Annotated in this window: 15 protein-coding genes; 8 read left to right on the forward strand and 7 right to left on the reverse strand. The window is 65.0% G+C overall.

The window, feature by feature from the left end; all coding sequences use genetic code 11:
• Positions 1 to 22: 22 nt before the first annotated feature.
• On the reverse strand, positions 23 to 1,324 hold the full coding sequence (locus SR882_RS07545; protein WP_322520643.1) for a methyl-accepting chemotaxis protein: 1,302 nt from the start codon (positions 1,322 to 1,324) through the stop codon (positions 23 to 25).
• 253 nt (positions 1,325 to 1,577) lie between these two features.
• Between SR882_RS07545 and trpB the strand changes: the two genes are divergently transcribed.
• From trpB to SR882_RS07560, 3 genes are read left to right on the forward strand one after another with little or no spacing between them, the layout of a single operon-like run.
• The gene (trpB, locus tag SR882_RS07550; protein WP_322520644.1) at positions 1,578 to 2,771 is read left to right on the forward strand and encodes a tryptophan synthase subunit beta; all 1,194 of its coding nucleotides are present in this window, start codon (positions 1,578 to 1,580) and stop codon (positions 2,769 to 2,771) included.
• Positions 2,764 to 3,972 carry a formate-dependent phosphoribosylglycinamide formyltransferase gene (gene purT / locus SR882_RS07555; protein WP_322520645.1) on the forward strand — a complete coding sequence of 403 codons (1,209 nt, stop codon included), beginning with the start codon at positions 2,764 to 2,766 and terminating at the stop codon, positions 3,970 to 3,972. Before trpB ends, purT begins: the two co-directional genes overlap by 8 nt.
• Before the next feature lie 46 nt (positions 3,973 to 4,018).
• Positions 4,019 to 4,957, forward strand: coding sequence for a zinc transporter ZntB (locus SR882_RS07560; protein WP_322520646.1), 939 nt, complete (start codon positions 4,019 to 4,021; stop codon positions 4,955 to 4,957).
• 14 nt (positions 4,958 to 4,971) lie between these two features.
• Here the strand turns inward: SR882_RS07560 and SR882_RS07565 are convergent, their stop codons facing one another.
• Positions 4,972 to 5,805 carry a ZIP family metal transporter gene (locus SR882_RS07565; RefSeq protein ID WP_322520647.1) on the reverse strand — a complete coding sequence of 278 codons (834 nt, stop codon included), beginning with the start codon at positions 5,803 to 5,805 and terminating at the stop codon, positions 4,972 to 4,974.
• A 183-nt stretch (positions 5,806 to 5,988) separates the two neighbouring features.
• On the opposite strand from SR882_RS07565, the gene SR882_RS07570 reads away from it, so the two are divergent.
• Complete coding sequence (locus SR882_RS07570; RefSeq protein ID WP_322520648.1) at positions 5,989 to 6,195, forward strand: dodecin family protein; 207 nt, start codon at positions 5,989 to 5,991, stop codon at positions 6,193 to 6,195.
• A gap of 97 nt (positions 6,196 to 6,292) precedes the next feature.
• Here the strand turns inward: SR882_RS07570 and SR882_RS07575 are convergent, their stop codons facing one another.
• Positions 6,293 to 6,640 (reverse strand): 4a-hydroxytetrahydrobiopterin dehydratase, encoded by a 348-nt coding sequence (locus SR882_RS07575; RefSeq protein WP_322520649.1) that lies wholly within the window; start codon positions 6,638 to 6,640, stop codon positions 6,293 to 6,295.
• Between the two features lie 270 nt (positions 6,641 to 6,910).
• Here SR882_RS07575 and SR882_RS07580 point away from each other — a divergent pair, with 270 nt between their 5' ends.
• Positions 6,911 to 7,807 (forward strand): DMT family transporter, encoded by an 897-nt coding sequence (locus SR882_RS07580; RefSeq protein WP_322520650.1) that lies wholly within the window; start codon positions 6,911 to 6,913, stop codon positions 7,805 to 7,807.
• A 98-nt stretch (positions 7,808 to 7,905) separates the two neighbouring features.
• On the opposite strand, the gene SR882_RS07585 is transcribed toward SR882_RS07580, so the two are convergent.
• The 4 genes from SR882_RS07585 to SR882_RS07600 form a co-directional block, all read right to left on the reverse strand.
• A complete protein-coding gene (locus SR882_RS07585) occupies positions 7,906 to 8,946 on the reverse strand; it encodes a class I fructose-bisphosphate aldolase (protein WP_322522403.1) in 1,041 nt (346 codons plus the stop codon).
• A gap of 105 nt (positions 8,947 to 9,051) precedes the next feature.
• Positions 9,052 to 9,504: a CopD family protein gene (locus SR882_RS07590; RefSeq protein ID WP_322520651.1), complete on the reverse strand. Its 453-nt coding sequence runs from the start codon at positions 9,502 to 9,504 to the stop codon at positions 9,052 to 9,054.
• 31 nt (positions 9,505 to 9,535) lie between these two features.
• Positions 9,536 to 10,318 carry a co-chaperone DjlA gene (djlA, locus tag SR882_RS07595; protein WP_322520652.1) on the reverse strand — a complete coding sequence of 261 codons (783 nt, stop codon included), beginning with the start codon at positions 10,316 to 10,318 and terminating at the stop codon, positions 9,536 to 9,538.
• A gap of 65 nt (positions 10,319 to 10,383) precedes the next feature.
• On the reverse strand, positions 10,384 to 12,144 hold the full coding sequence (locus SR882_RS07600; protein WP_322520653.1) for an L-lactate permease: 1,761 nt from the start codon (positions 12,142 to 12,144) through the stop codon (positions 10,384 to 10,386).
• A gap of 131 nt (positions 12,145 to 12,275) precedes the next feature.
• Between SR882_RS07600 and SR882_RS07605 the strand changes: the two genes are divergently transcribed.
• The 3 genes from SR882_RS07605 to SR882_RS07615 all read left to right on the forward strand — a co-directional run bounded on the left by SR882_RS07605 (position 12,276) and on the right by SR882_RS07615 (position 15,530).
• Positions 12,276 to 13,592: an APC family permease gene (locus tag SR882_RS07605; RefSeq protein ID WP_322520654.1), complete on the forward strand. Its 1,317-nt coding sequence runs from the start codon at positions 12,276 to 12,278 to the stop codon at positions 13,590 to 13,592.
• A 325-nt stretch (positions 13,593 to 13,917) separates the two neighbouring features.
• A complete protein-coding gene (locus SR882_RS07610) occupies positions 13,918 to 14,514 on the forward strand; it encodes a LemA family protein (RefSeq protein ID WP_322520655.1) in 597 nt (198 codons plus the stop codon).
• An 11-nt stretch (positions 14,515 to 14,525) separates the two neighbouring features.
• Positions 14,526 to 15,530 (forward strand): M48 family metallopeptidase, encoded by a 1,005-nt coding sequence (locus SR882_RS07615; protein ID WP_322520656.1) that lies wholly within the window; start codon positions 14,526 to 14,528, stop codon positions 15,528 to 15,530.
• The last annotated feature ends 85 nt before the right edge of the window (positions 15,531 to 15,615 follow it).

Below are 15,615 nucleotides of genomic sequence, written 5' to 3' on the forward strand. Positions count from 1 at the left end.
AAGCCGTTAGCGGTTCGGGTGGTTAACCGCGTGGAATCGACGATACCGAATCGAGGACGTGGGTAGCGCCCTCGCGAATCTCGTCGACGATCGCCTCGACCGAGCGCACCTGCTCCCGGCCGAGATCGGCGACCCGGCTGGCGTTCTCGATCCGCTGGACGATGTCGCCGGTGTAATCGAGGTTGCCGCGAATCACCTCGGCGATCTCGCCGGTGGCGGCACTGGTGCGCGCGGCCAGCTGGCGGACTTCGTCCGCGACCACTGCGAAGCCCCGTCCCTGCTCGCCGGCGCGGGCCGCCTCGATGGCGGCATTCAGGGCCAGCAGGTTGGTTTGATCGGCCACCGCACTGATGGTGGCGACGATGGTCTCGATGTTCTTGGACTCGTCGTTGAGATTGCCGATCACCGCCTTGGCCTCCGCAATCAGATCGCGGATCTGCTCCGAGGTCTCGATCGAGGTGCGCAACGAGTCGGCGCCCCGGGCGGCGATGTCGGCGGTCTGCTGCGCGGTGGTGTAGGCGACCGACGAGGCATCCCGGGTCTGCTCGGCGGCCAGCACCGACTCGGTGATGTCGGACGCAAACTTGATCACCTTCTCCACCCGCCCGTCCTCGTCGAAGATCGGGTTATAGGTGGCCTCAAGCCAGACCTCCTGGCCGTTGGAACGCAACCGGCGGAATTTGCCCGAGCGAAACACCCCGTCGGCCAGCTCCGACCAGAAATCCGGATGCTCGCGGTAGAAGGCCTCGTCACAGAACAGGCGGTGGTGCTTGCCGCGCACCTGGTCGAGTGAGTAGCCCACCGTGTCGAGGAAATTGCGGTTGGCATCGATGATCGTGCCGTCGGGGGTGAACGAGATCACCGCCATGGAACGATCCAGCGCCTTGAACACCGCCTCGTGGTCGCGGAGCTCTTCGGCCCGCTCGGTGACGTCCGAGGCGATCTTGACCACCCGTTCTACCCGGCCGTCTTCGGACTTAACCGGGAAATACGTCGCCTCCAGCCACAGGCGGTCGCCATTGGCCGTTACCCGCGGGAAGGTCCCCGAATGGGATTCCCCGCTACGCAGGATGTCCCAGAAACGCCGATAGGCATTCGACTCGGCGTAGTCGCCATCGCAGAACAACCGGTGATGTGCCCCCATCACGTCGCCACGCGCACGGCCGACCGTCTCCAGGAAGCGCTCGTTGACGTCCAGCACGTAGCCGTCCGGGCTGAACTCGATGTAGGCGACCGAGCCGCGCACCGCATCCAACACGGCATTGCGCTGGCGTAATTGGTCCTGGCAATCGGCCAGTTCGTTGTGCAGACGACGGTTGAACATCTTCGCTTCCTCCCGGCCGGCTCGCCCCCGACCGAAAGGTCGGGGCACGGCCGCCGTATTTGTATCGCTATTGTACATACCTTGTATAACTATGCGCACTTTAGTTCATCAACCCCGAACGTGCTGCATTTCGGGCCAAAAACGGTCCGGCAGCGGCTGTCGGTTGAGCCGGATCGCCGAGGTGGGCTTGGCAACGCCTCTCCGGCGTTGGATCATGCAGACACGCAACACAATCATCTGGCAGGGAGTTTGAATGTCTTATCTAAAGGACTTTCCGAACAAAGAGGGCTACTTCGGTGAATTTGGGGGCGCTTTTCTCCCCCCGGAACTCGAGCCGCATTTCGCCGAAATCGAACAGGCCTACCTGCGCCTGATGCGCTCGGCGGACTTTCTCAACGAGTTGCGCTACATCCGCAAGCACTACCAGGGCCGCCCCACCCCCGTTTACTACGCCCACAACCTCAGCGCCGATGTCGGCGCGCACATCTACTTCAAGCGCGAGGACCTCAACCACTCCGGCGCGCACAAGCTCAACCACTGCATGGGCGAGGCCCTGCTCGCCAAGCACATGGGCAAGAAGAAACTGATCGCCGAAACCGGTGCCGGCCAGCACGGGGTGGCACTGGCCACGGCCGCGGCCTATTTCGGCATGGAGTGCGAGATCCACATGGGCGAGATCGATATCGCCAAGGAAGCGCCCAATGTCACCCGCATGAAGCTGCTTGGGGCGAACGTGGTGCCGGTGGGCTTCGGTGGCCGCAGTCTCAAGGAGGCGGTCGACTCGGCCTTCCAGAGCTATCTCTCACAGGCCGACGAGGCGATCTTCGCGATCGGCTCGGTGGTCGGGCCGCACCCCTTCCCCAAGATGGTGCGCAATTTCCAGTCGGTCATGGGCATCGAGGCGCGCGAGCAGTACCGGGAGATGACCGGTGAATTGCCGGACCACGTCGCCGCCTGCGTCGGTGGCGGCTCCAACGCCCTGGGCCTGTTTGCCGGCTTTATCGACGATGACGACGTCCAGCTCCACGGCGTCGAGCCTCTGGGCCGCGGCACCGAGCTCGGCCAGCACTCGGCCACCATGACCTACGGCAAGCCGGGGATGATCCACGGCTTCAAGTGCCTGCTCTTGAGCGACGAGGAAGGCAACCCGGCCCCGGTGCACTCGATCGCCTCGGGACTGGACTACCCGGGCGTCGGTCCCGAGCACTCGCATCTCAAGACCTCCGGGCGGGTGAACTACCACGCCATCAGTGACGACGAAACGCTGGATGCCTTCTACAAGATCTCGCGCCGCGAAGGCATCATCCCGGCGCTCGAATCCGCCCACGCGATCGCCTGGGCCATGAAGTTCGGCCGCGAGAACCCCGGCACCACCATCCTGGCCAACCTCTCGGGGCGTGGCGACAAGGACATCGACTACGTCACGGAGCACTTTGGCCATGGCTGATCACGGCAGCATCGACACGCGTGCGGCGAGGATCGGCGCCCCCGGTTCGCCCGAGGCGCTGCGGCTGATGCTGCTGGGTGCCGGCGAGCTGGGCAAGGAGGTCGCCATCGAGGCCCAGCGGCTGGGCCTGGAGGTGATCGCGGTCGACCGCTACGCCAACGCCCCGGCGATGCAGGTCGCGCACCGCTCGCACGTGATCGACATGCTCGACGGCGCGGCGCTGAAAAGCGTGATCACCCAGGAGATGCCGGCGTTGATCGTCCCGGAGATCGAGGCGATCGCGACCCAAACCCTGATCGAGCTGGAGGCGCAGGGTTTCGTGGTCACCCCGAACGCGCGCGCCGCACGACTGACCATGGATCGCGAAGGCATCCGCCGGCTGGCCGCCGAGACGCTCTCGCTGCCGACCAGCCGCTTTGCCTTCGCCGAGACCGAGGCGCAATTTCTGACCGCCATCGACGAGATCGGCACGCCCTGCGTGGTCAAGCCGGTGACGAGTTCGTCCGGCAAGGGCCAGTCGCTCGTGCGCGAGCCGGGCGCGGCACTGCGCGCCTGGGAATTCGCCCAGTCCGGCGGTCGGGCGGGTCGTGGCCGCGTCATCGTCGAGTCGTTCATCGACTTCGACTACGAGATCACCCTGCTGACCATCCGTCACCGTGACGGCATCACCCTCTGTCCGCCGATCGGCCACACCCAGGTCGACGGCGACTACCGCGAGAGCTGGCAACCGCACCCGATGAGCGAGACGGCACTGGCACGGGCCGGTGAGATCGCGCGGGCGATCGTCGATGAACTGGGCGGTTACGGCATTTTCGGGGTGGAACTGTTCGTCAAGGACGACCAGGTGTGGTTCAGCGAGGTCTCGCCGCGCCCGCACGACACCGGGCTGGTCACCCTGGTTTCCCAGGATCTGTCGGAATTCGCCCTGCACCTGCGGGCGATGCTAGGCCTGCCCGTCCACGAGATCACCCAGCGCGGCCCGTCGGCCTCCTGCGCCATTGTCCGCGAGGGTGAGACCAGTCACCCTGCCCTGACCGGCACGAGCGCCGCGTTGGCCGAACCGGGCACCGAGCTGCGCCTGTTCGGCAAGCCCTCGTTGACCGGCAAGCGGCGGTTGGGCGTCGCCCTGGCGCGGGCGGAAAGCATCGAGCTGGCCCGGAAACGCGCCCGTCGTGCGGCCGGTTCGGTGCAGCTCAAGTGATGACGGCACGCCGTTCCACAACCACGTCGAGGGAGGACGGCCACGGATGAGCACGCGTCAGGGGATTCGCCTGGATGGCAGCGGCGGCCGGGTCGGGCCGCATCAAAAGCCCGCCGGCACCTGGATTCGATTCAACTGGGAGGACGCCGACGACCGGGAATGGCTCGAGCGGGAGGCCGGCGTCGACGAGCTGGTCGCCGACAGCCTGCTGGCCGAGGACACCCGTCCCAGGGTGGTCGAGCACGACAACGGCCTGCTCCTGATCCTGCGGGGTGTGAACCTCAACGCCGGCAGCCGCCCCGAGGACATGATCTCGCTGCGACTGTGGTTCGACGGCGAGCGCCTGATCAGCACCTCGCGTTTCCCGCTGCGTACCGTCGAGGGGATCGTGCAACAATTGGAGCAAGGCACCGGCCCGGCCACGCTGGCCGACCTGATGATGGCGTTGATGGAGGGGCTGGCCGAGCGCACCGACGAGCTGATCGAATCGATCGAAGAGGAAATCGACGAGTTGGAGGCGCAGCTTCTCGATGGGGCCGATCGAAAGCTACGGGGCCGCATTGGCGAAATCCGCCGCACGATCATCGTCATTCGCCGCTATCTTGCCCCGCAACGGGACGCGCTGGCCCGCCTGTCATCGATCAACCGCCCCCTGCTCGCCGGCCTGGATGGGCGCCGCATCCGCGAACAGGCCGATGCCCTCACCCGCCTGGTCGAAGATCTCGACATGGCCCGCGAGCGTGGTGCGATGATCCACGAACAATTGCTCACGCGGCTGTCGGACCAGCTCAACGCCCGCATGTATCTGCTCTCGATCGTCGCCGCCATCTTCCTGCCGCTGGGCTTTGTCACCGGGTTGTTCGGCATCAACGTCGGCGGCATGCCCTGGGTGGAGACCCCGATGGGGTTCTGGTGGGTCATGCTGGTGATCGTCGGCATCGGTGCCGGGCTGGGCATCTGGCTCAAGCGACGGCGCTGGTTCTAGCCGAGGCGGGAGTATTAACCCAGGGCCACGTCCAGCACCATCATCAGGATAAACCCGCCGATGACGCCCAGCGTGGCGTCATCGGCGTGACCGCTGCGCTGGGCCTCGGGAATCACCTCCTCGACCACCACGAAGATCATCGCCCCGGCGGCAAAGGCCAGCGCGTAGGGCAGGATGGGTTGCCAGAACAGCACCGCGGCCGCGCCGATCACCCCCGCGATCGGTTCGACCACCCCGGATAGCTGGCCGTACCAGAAACTCTTTCTCCGGCTCATCCCCTCGCGGCGCAGCGGCATGGCCACGGCCATGCCCTCGGGAAAATTCTGAATCCCGATGCCCACGGCCAAGGCAATCGCGCCGCCAAGGCTCGCGTGATCAAAGCCGTAGGCCAGCGCGCCGAAGGCCACCCCGACGGCGAGGCCTTCGGGAATGTTGTGCAGCGTGATTGCGAGAACCAGCAAGGTCGTCCGCCGCCAGGTGGTCGGCACGCCCTCTGCCTCGTGCATCGGCGCATTGAGGTGCAGATGCGGCAGGACCAGGTCTGCGCCGCGCAGGAACGCCGCGCCCAATGCAAACCCGACCGCCGCCGGGAACCAGGCCGGCACGGACAAGTCACCGGCCATCTCGATCGACGGGGCCAGCAAGGACCAGAAACTGGCGGCAATCATCACCCCGCCGGTGAAACCCAACAGGATATCGAGCAGACGTCGATTTTCCCGGTCGGTGAAGAAGACGGGCAGCGCACCGGCAGCGGTCATGCCCCATGTAAACAGGGTGGCGACCAGTGCCTGCATGACCGGCGAGGCGCTCAGGAAGGCCTGCCACGGCGCGAGCAACCAGTCGATCACGCCGATCTTCCCTGATTCGTTTCACACCCGACCTGGCCGCGCATCAATTCCCTCCTCACGTTAGCCGGGAAATGATAGCCCAGCGACCGGATGCCGCGCGACCACACGCTCTCGTACGACACCCGGCTTCGTTGTCTAAGCTACTGATGGTAGGAGCCAAACCCGACAGACAGGAGGTGAGCCATGAGCAACGACATGTTGAAGGTCATCGAGGTCCTCGCCGAATCCGACAAGTCCTGGGAGGATGCGGCCGACCAGGCGATTGCCAAGGCGAGTCGCAGTGTCCACGGCATCAAGTCGATCTACATCAAGGACTTCGAGGCCAAGGTCGAGGACAACCGCATCACCAAGTACCGCATCAACGCCAAGATCACCTTCGAACTCGACTGATCGAGACGTTGGTCGAACCGGAAAACCGGCCCGGCGCATAGCGAGCCGGCCGGTTTTTTTGATCGACCCATCGCACTACTAGCCAAGCGGTCCGCGCCTAGTGCTCGGTGGCCAGCTTGTCGGTGCGCGCGGCCATGATGAAGTCGTTGCGATGCAGGCCGCGAATCTTGTGGCTCCACCAGGTGACGGTCGCCCGACCCCACTCGGTCAGCAGAGCGGGGTGATGGCCTTCCGCCTCGGCAATTTCGCCCACGGCGTTGGTAAACGCCAGGGCACTCGCAAAATCGTCAAAACGAAACACGCGCTCGAGCTGACGCACCCCGTCGCGGGTGATCACCTGCCAGTCATCCTGCAGTTCCTTCTGCAGTGCGGTGATTTCGTCATCGTCCAGCTTCGGCGCATCGGCCCGGCAGGCCTCACAGCGATTCGTAGCCAGTTCGCTCATTTCGGTCTGATCTCCTCGATATCAATGCTCAGGGCCCACGTCGTCCCGGCATGAGATCGGCGTCGGGCAGGTAAAGGTTCTCACTGGACTGTAGGCAACGAGCACAAGCACGTCTATCGGTGTCCTTATTCGACCCGGCGTGTTAGTTTGTATAGCTACCTAACTAAAACCGCACGAACCCGCCAAGGACACCGTTGCCGGCATGGACACCGTTACCGGGCTTACGTGACACCGGGCTCGTGCAGAGCCGTCCCGATACAAAGGTGCACCATGACCGAGAACCAACACCATCACCGCCTGGGCCTGATCCTGATGGCCCTTGCCGTGTTGACCATCCCGATGTCGGACACCATCGCCAAGTGGCTGTCGACCGCGTTGTCCGTGGGCGAGATTGCGTGGCTACGGTTCGTGTTCCAGACCCTCTTCCTGCTGCCCTTTGTTGCCATGTACTGGCGCGGTGGGCGACTGCAGCCAATCCATCTCTTACTGGGTGCGCTGATTGCCGCCTCGATCCTGTTCCTCTTCTGGGGGCTGGCCCATTTGCCGCTGGCCAACAATATCGCGCTGTTCTTCGTCGAACCCCTGATCCTGGTCATCTTCTCCGCCCTGTTCCTGGGCGAGCGCATCACCGCCAGGCGCTGGATCGGCGTCCTTGGCGGGCTGGTCGGTGCCGTGGTCATCCTGCGTCCCAACTGGAGTGCCTACGGGCTCGCCTCCCTACTGCCGATCGCCGCGGCCGCCTGCTATGCCGGCTACCTGACCGCAACGCGGGCCTGGGCCGACGCACCTCGGCCCCGCGATGCCCTGGTGCTTCAATTCTGGGTCGGGGCCGCCGCCTCGCTGGTCATGCTGGCCTTCATGCTCCTGGGCGCCGGCCTGGACTGGTCGCTCGCCCGCTGGGACATGCCGGCCACGCATGAATGGTTCTGGCTGGCCATCGCCGGGCTGCTCGCCGCGTTCGCTCACGTCCTGATCGCGATGGCCTTCGCCCGCAGCGATGCCAGCCTGCTCGCCCCGCTGCAATACCTCGAGATCTTCGGCGCCACGTTGCTCGGCTGGTTGATATTCGCCGAGTGGCCGGACGCGTTCACCATCCTCGGCGGCCTGATCATCATTGCCGCAGGGCTGATCGTGATCCGCGAACGGCCGTACGATGCCCACCCCTGAGGTGGGCAACCGGGACGTCGCCGGAACGGCAATCCGGAAACCAAAAAAATCCCGCCGAGTCGGCGGGATCCTTGTGTCCATTCGGCTGGCTGCCGGAATCAGGCGCTTTCCATGTCCTCGCTGTACTTGCCGAGGCTTGCCAGGCCGTTGAACTTGGCCCGCTCGAGCGCACGCTGCTGGGCCTCCGCCACGTTACCCGGCTCGCCCTTCCAGTAGTCGAGCGCCGGACCCTGGATGGCGCGGGCGTAGGAGAAGGTCAGCGGCCACGGCAGGCGATCGCCGTGGCGGGTGTGCATGGCGTTGAGATGCGCGCTCGATTCCTCGACGCCCTGCCCGCCGGAGAGGAACACCACGCCACCCAGCGCCGCCGGGACGGTACGCAACAGGGTCTCGACCGTGCGGTCGGCCACTTCGTCGACGCCCGCCCGGTTCGAGGCATTCTTGGCCGAGATCACCATGCTGGTCTTGAGGATCACGCCCTCGAGCATGACGTTCTGGTGATAAAGCTGACGGAAGACCTCGTTGAGCTCCTCCTCGGTGACCCGCTCGCAGGTGGCGATGTCGTGATCACCGTCGATCAGCACCTCCGGCTCGATAATCGGCACCAGACCAGCCTCCTGGCACAAGGCAGCATAGCGCGCCAAGGCGTGGGCATTGGCCTCGATGCAGCCTCGGGTCGGCAGGCCCTTGGCGGTGTCGATCGCGATCACCGCCCGCCACTTGGCAAAGCGCGCGCCCATCCCGTAGTACTCGGCCAGACGCTCACGCAAGCCGTCGAGGCCCTCGGTGACCTTCTCGCCATCCGAGCCCGCCAGCGGCTTGGCACCGGTGTCGACCTTGATGCCGACCACCTGGCCGCGCTCGCGCATCACGTCGATGAACGACTTGCCGTCGCCGGTGGACTGGCGGATGGTCTCGTCGTAGAGGATCGCGCCGCTGACGTATTCCTCCAGGCTCGGCGTGGTCAGCAGCAGTTCACGGTACTCGCGCCGCTTTTGCTCGGTGGCGTCGATGCCGACGGCCTCGAACCGCTTGTTGCAGGTGCCGTTGCTCTCGTCGATGGCCAGGATGCCCTTGCCGGGGGCGACCATCGCCTGGGCGGTCCGGATCAACTCATCGGCTTTCTCGGGACGATACATGGTCATGCGCGAACTCCTTGATTCCGTATGTGAAATCGTGTCGTGAAAAGAGACCACCCAACACAATAGCCCCTAGCCCGGCGCACTTTCAAACGGTAGCGATCATCACAGGAAGGCACCGCCCCCACCGATCGCGATGCTCACCAGGCCCAGCCACATGATGATGTGCACCAGCCGACGTATGCGCGGAATCATCTCCCCGCCGCGCGACCAGTCCTCGGCCGCCACCGCGAGATGCAGTTGCCGGTAGGGCCCGAAGGCAAGCACGGCGAACGTGATGATCGTCAGCCAACCGAACAGCTGCATTCCGTGCAGGTAGCCCGGCGAGCCGAACCCGCCGAAGCTCGAGAACAGCATCCCGTAGCCACTGATCAACAGGGCGGCAATCAGTACCCACACCCAGCGGAAAAAGCGCGTAAACACCCGATCCCAGAGCGATATCCGCTCGGGGCCGGAAAGAAACCCTACCGACGGGCGCAGGATCACGTAGGCGTAGAAGACCCCACCGATCCACAGAACCGCGGACAGCAGGTGGATTACCATCAGCAAACCGGTCATCACGTCACTCCTTTCTTGTAAAAACGCGTTTTCAGCCTTGTGCCTGCCGCGAACGACGGACGGTCTCGTAGGCGTTCTGGATTTCCTGGCTGCGCTCCTTGGCCAGTTCGACCATCGAATCCGGCAGCCCCTTGGCAATCAGCTTGTCCGGGTGATGCTCGCTCATCAACTTGCGATAGGCCCGCTTGACCTCGGCATCGGTCGCCGAGCGCTCCACTCCCAGCGCCTGATAGGCATTGTCCAGGGCCGCGGCCGTGGTCGGGGCGCCGGGGCCACGCTGGTAGTGCCCGGCCAACAGCGCCTCCAGCCGGGAGAAGTCGGCATCCGACACCCCCAGCGCATGGGCGATACGCAGCAACGCCTCGCGCTCGGCTGGCGCAATCTGGCCATCGGCGAACGCCGCCTGGATCTGAATCTCGAGAAAGACGCGCAGCAACGTCGGCTGGCTGCCGCAAACGCGCACGAAGCGACGAATGATCTCGTCCGGATCAAAATCACTGGCCTTGCCCCGATTGAAGGCCTCGATCGCCTGTCTGCGCCTCACCTTGGTCAGGCGCATCTGCGTCATGATCTGCTCGGCGGCGCGAATCTCCGCCTGCGTGACCTGTCCATCGGCCTTGCAGACATAACCGAGCACGGTGAAGGTCGTCTCGAAGAAGGTTTTCTGCACCTCCAGCAAGCGCCCACCGACCCGCTTGATCCGGCCGAGGAATCGGTCGAGAAAGTGGCCGAGCAGCAGTCCGATCCCGGCCCCGATCCAACCGAATATCCAGAAGCCCAGCCCGGCCCCCACCGCTTTACCAATCCAGGACATGCGTATTCCCATCAATGAACCAAGCGTGCAGTGTGCCAAAAACCACCGGGCGACAGGCGATCACGTCACCGTGGCGATCGCCCGAACCTCATGAAAACCAGCATCGCCAGGACCACCAGCAGCCATCCGCCGTACCAGGGATTGATGCCGCCCACGATCAACGCCATGCCAAGCGTCCCGGCCGCCAGGACATAGTATCCCAGTGGGATCAGGGCCTTGCGGATCAGGTCGCCCTCCCGACCCACCAGCCCCACGGTCGCCGAGGCGGCGACGACGTTGTGGACACAGATCATGTTGCCTGCCGCCCCGCCGACCACCTGCAAGGCAACGACCCAGGCCGCCCCCGCCGATCCCAGGCCGATCGAATCGGCCGAGGCAAACTGGAACAGCGAGAACATCATGTTGCTGATCGTCGCCGATCCCGCCATGAACGATCCGGTGGCGCCGATCAACGGCGCGAACAGCGGCCAGAACGGTCCGGCCAGCCACGAGACCCCCTCGGCAAGCACCAAGGGCATGCTGGCGTAGGGTGAGGCCTGCCCCGAGTGTATGAAGACCTGAACCATGGGCACGGCGAACGCCAGGGCCAGCGCCGCAGAGAACAGCACACGCCCCGACTGACGCCACGCTCGCGCGTACGAGCCGGGGCGTTGATGCATGCGGTGAAGGAAAAAGGTCAGCAGGGAGACCACGACCAGGATGAAACCGGGCAGGTAGAACGGCTGCGCCGACGTCCCAACCTCGGTGCCGAAGATACCTGGCCACTCCAGCGTCAGGGCCGGTGATTGCAGCCACTCGCGCAGGGGCGTCACGGCACGACTCAACACCAGCAAGCCGACCACGAGGACGTAGGGCAGCCATGCCTGCCAAAGGGGCATCCGTGACCCAATCGGCAAGGCCTGGAGCTCGTCCTGAAGGCGGCTGACCCAGTCCGGCTGCCATCGATCGCGCGGCTCGAAGTCGAACACGTGCCGTGGCACCAGAAACCCCCGTCGGGCGGCCGTCACCACGATCAACAGGCCGACCATTCCGCCCACCAACGAGGGAAACTCGGGGCCCAGCCATGCCGCGACGGCCAGGTGAGGCACGGTGAACGCCAATCCGGCGAACAGCGCGAACGGCCAGGCCGCCAGGCCTTCGCGAAACGAGCGCGAGGCACCGAAGAATCGGGTAAGGACGGCCACCATGATCAACGGCATCAGCACACCCACCACCGTGTTGATCACGGCCGCATACAGGGTGATTTGATCGAGATAGTCCGGAAACAGGGGCACATCGAGCAGTGCTTCGACCGACGGATGCCCCGTCAGCCCTGCATTCACGCCCACGAGCAGCGGCGTGCCCACCGCACCGAAGGAGACCGGGGTCGACTGGACGATCAGTGCAGAGAGCACCGCGGCCATGGCGGGAAAACCGATCGCCACCAGCAGCGGTGCCGCGATGGCCGCCGGCGTGCCGAATCCGGCGGCGCCCTCCAGCAACCCGCCGAACAGCCACGCCACGATGATCGCCTGCACGCGACGATCGGGCGAGATGCTCACGAACCCCGCCCGGATCGACTCGATCGCGCCGGATTCCCGCAAGGTGTAGAGCAGCAGGATGGCGCCGAACACAATCGTGAGGATGTTCAGCGCCGTCACCACGCCATGCATGCTCGCCGCGGCCGCAACGGCCGGCTCGGTTCGCCAGACCAGCAGCGCGAGGACGACCGTCATCAGCCAGGCGACCGGCATCGCTCGCCAGGCGGGCCATCGCCGCACGACCAGCAGCACGAAGACCGTCGCCAGCGGCAACAGCGCCAATGTGAACAAGGCTCCCAGCGGCATCCCGACGAACCCTCTCCTGGTGACTGCCGCCCTGATGACGACGTTATATCTTTGCGACGTCTAGGATGGGTATAGCAGTCCTTGCGCGTTTTGCGTCAGAAAGGGTTTCCGGACGCTTTTTCGAGGTGTTCATGGTGGACCACGACGACCGAACCCCGCAGTACCGCGAGAACAGCCTCAGCCTGATCGGGGCCATCGCACTCGGCACCGGGGTGATGATCGGGGCCGGGATATTCGCGCTGACCGGTCAGATGGCCGAAATCGCCGGCCCATTGTTCCCGCTCGCCTTTATCGCCGCCGCGGTAATCGTCGGATTCAGTGCCTACAGCTACGTCAAGATGTCGAACGCGTTCCCCTCGGCGGGCGGTATCGCCATGTACCTCGAGAAGGCCTACGGCAAGGGCCTGACGACTGCGTTTCACGCCCTGCTGATGTACTTCTCGATGGTTATCGCGCAGAGCTTCCTGGCGCGCACCTTCGGCTCCTATACGTTGCAGCTGTTCGACGTCGCCAACATCGACATGTTGGTCCCGACGCTCGGCGTGGGATTGCTGCTGTTCGCCTTCCTGATCAATCTCTCCGGCAATCGGCTGATCGAGGAATTCGCCTCCTGGATCGGTCTGATCAAGATCGGCGGCATCGTGCTCTTCGGGGTGGTGGGGGTGCTCGCTGCCGACACCTTCTCCATCCCTGACGGCAGCGGCGGCGGCCCCGAAGCCAGCATCAGCGGCTTTCTCGCCGCCACCGCGCTGGGCATTCTCGCCTTCAAGGGCTTTACCACCATCACCAACAGCGGCTCGGAAATCACCGATCCGCACCGCAATGTCGGTCGGGCCATCGTGATTTCGATCCTGCTCTGCGTTGGCATCTACGCCCTGGTCGGAACCGCCGTGGCCATCAACCTCTCCCTGCCGGAGATCATCGAGAGTCGCGACTACTCGCTCGCGGCCGCCGCCCGCCCGGTCGCTGGCGAATGGGGGCTTTGGTTCACGGTCATCCTCGCGATCATCGCCACGGCCGGCGGGATCGTCGCCAGCATCTTCGCCGTCTCGCGCATGCTGGCGATGCTCACCGAAATGAAGCTGGTGCCGCACAGCCATTTCGGCATGCCCGGCAGCATCCAGAAGCACACCCTCGTCTACACCGTCGTGCTGGGCCTGATCCTGACCGCGTTTTTCGACCTCTCACGGATCGCCTCGCTCGGCATTATCTTCTACCTCGTGATGGACATCGCGATCCACTGGGGCGTGCTGCGACACCTGCATCGCGAGGTAAAGGCCAATCGCGGCATCCTCGCCGTGGCCATCGGCCTCGATTTGCTCGCGCTGGGCGGCTTTCTCTGGGTCAAGATCGAGAACGATCCGCTGGTCGTCGCCATCGCCGTGGCGGGCATGCTCATCATTCTCGCCGGCGAGGCGTTGTTCCTTCGGCATCGGCGGACCGACTGACCCCCTCTGCGACATTACCTCGGAAATGTTGACCGGGGACTGGACGCCCGCGCGGCACCGGAGTCAGCCCCGGATCAGCCCCGGATCAGCCCCGGATCAGCCCGGATCAGCCTCGGGAAGAACGGCCCACCATCCCGCCACCCGTCTTTATCGCCAACGCGGGCTGGCACGGCCAGGGCGAGAGCGAGCGTCACCGCGTCCGACAATACGACCTTCAGACAAAGCCGCCTCGTGAGCAATCAGCGCGGTACACTGCCCCGGTCCATCCAAATAGGGTCAGCCGGCCCGCGACCATCCGTCGCGCTCAGCCAAGGAGAATGCCGCCATGGGAATCGAAACCTGGATCGTGATCGCGCTGGTAGCGATTGCCGTCATCTATGTGATTTACGTCTACAACAAGCTCACCTCCTACCAGACCCAGTACGAGAACGGCTTCGCGCAGATCGAGACGCAGCTCAAGCGCCGCCACGACCTGATTCCCAACCTGGTCAACACGGCCAAGGGTTACATGGACCACGAAGCCTCGGTCCTCAAGGAAGTCACCGAGGCACGCGCCGCGGCCGAGAAGGCCGTCGACGCCGCCCATGACCGACCGGGCAACGCGGAGACCATGGATCTGCTTTCCCAGGCGGAATCGGCGCTCACCAGCGGCCTGGGCCGATTAAACGCCACCTTCGAGGCCTACCCGGACCTCAAGGCCGATGCCAACATGCGCCAATTGTCAGAGGAACTGGCGACCACCGAAAACCGCGTCGCCTACGCACGCCAGGCCTTCAACGACCTGGTCCAGAAGTACAACGAGTACCGACGCTCCTTCCCGCCGGTGATGATCGGCAAGCTCGTCGGCCATGGCGAGGATGCCCAGCTGCTCGAGTTCGAGGACAGCGAGGCCATCCAGAAAGCCCCCGAAGTGAGTTTCTGAGCTGATCTGCCATGGACTTTCGCGAACAGCAGGATCTGGCTAGACGCCAGACACGGATACTGGTCGGCCTTTACGTGCTGCTCCTGATCGTCGCCGCAGCGGCCGTGGGCGGGCTGATGTGGCTCGGGCTGACGCTCGGTGAACAAGCCCAGGCAAACCAGGCGACCGGCTCGGCCACGATCCCGGCAGAGGCCACCTGGCAGGCCTTCGCCTGGGCCGCCGGCCTCACCGGCGGCGGCATTCTCCTGGTCACCCTCTTTCGCTGGTTCACCCGATCGGACGGCGCCAAGGTGGCCAAGTCGCTGGGCGGTCGCGAGCTGACCGGCGCGGGCGAGACCAATCTCAGCCCGGCCGAAAGGCAGTACCTGAACGTGGTCGACGAGATGGCGATCGCCTCCTCCCTACCCCGACCGCGGGTGTTCGTGCTCGATCAGGAGTCGGGTATCAATGCCTTTGCCGCCGGCACCAAGCCGGAGAACGCCGCGGTGGCCGTGACACAGGGGGCACTCGACCATCTCAGCCGTGACGAGCTGGCCGGGGTGGTCGCCCACGAGTTCGGTCACATCGCCAACAGCGATATCAAGCTGTCGGTGCGCGTGGCGGCGATGGTGTTCGGCTTTACCTTCCTGTTCTTCGTCGCCCGCTGGTGGTTCCACGTCGGCGTCGGGCCCGGACGACGGGATGCCCGCCTGCGCATCGCCATGCTGGTTGGGGCGGCGGCCATCGCGTTGGTGGGCCTCTTGACCGTGTTCTTCGGTCGGATCCTGCAGGCGGCCGTCAGCCGCCAGCGCGAATTCCTAGCCGACGCCTCCGCCGTGCAGTTCACCCGCTATCCGGACGGGCTGAAGAGCGCCTTCGAGAAGCTCAAGGGCGGCGCGTCTTCCCGCGTGGAGTCCGATGCCGCCGCGGAGATGAACCACGCCTTTCTGTTCCGTGCCGGCGGCGCGCGCCTGTTCGACACCCACCCGCCGCTCGAGGAACGGATTCGCCGACTGGAAGGCCAGCCGTCAGCGTAGGAGCGGCTTTAGCCGCGAAGCGCGCGACTGCCAACATCAAGCCATCGCGCCTGAAGGCGCTCCTACATCGATGACCAACCCCCGT

It is taken from the genome of Guyparkeria halophila (assembly GCF_034479635.1).
In the GTDB taxonomy this organism is placed as follows: Bacteria; Pseudomonadota; Gammaproteobacteria; order Halothiobacillales; family Halothiobacillaceae; genus Guyparkeria; species Guyparkeria halophila.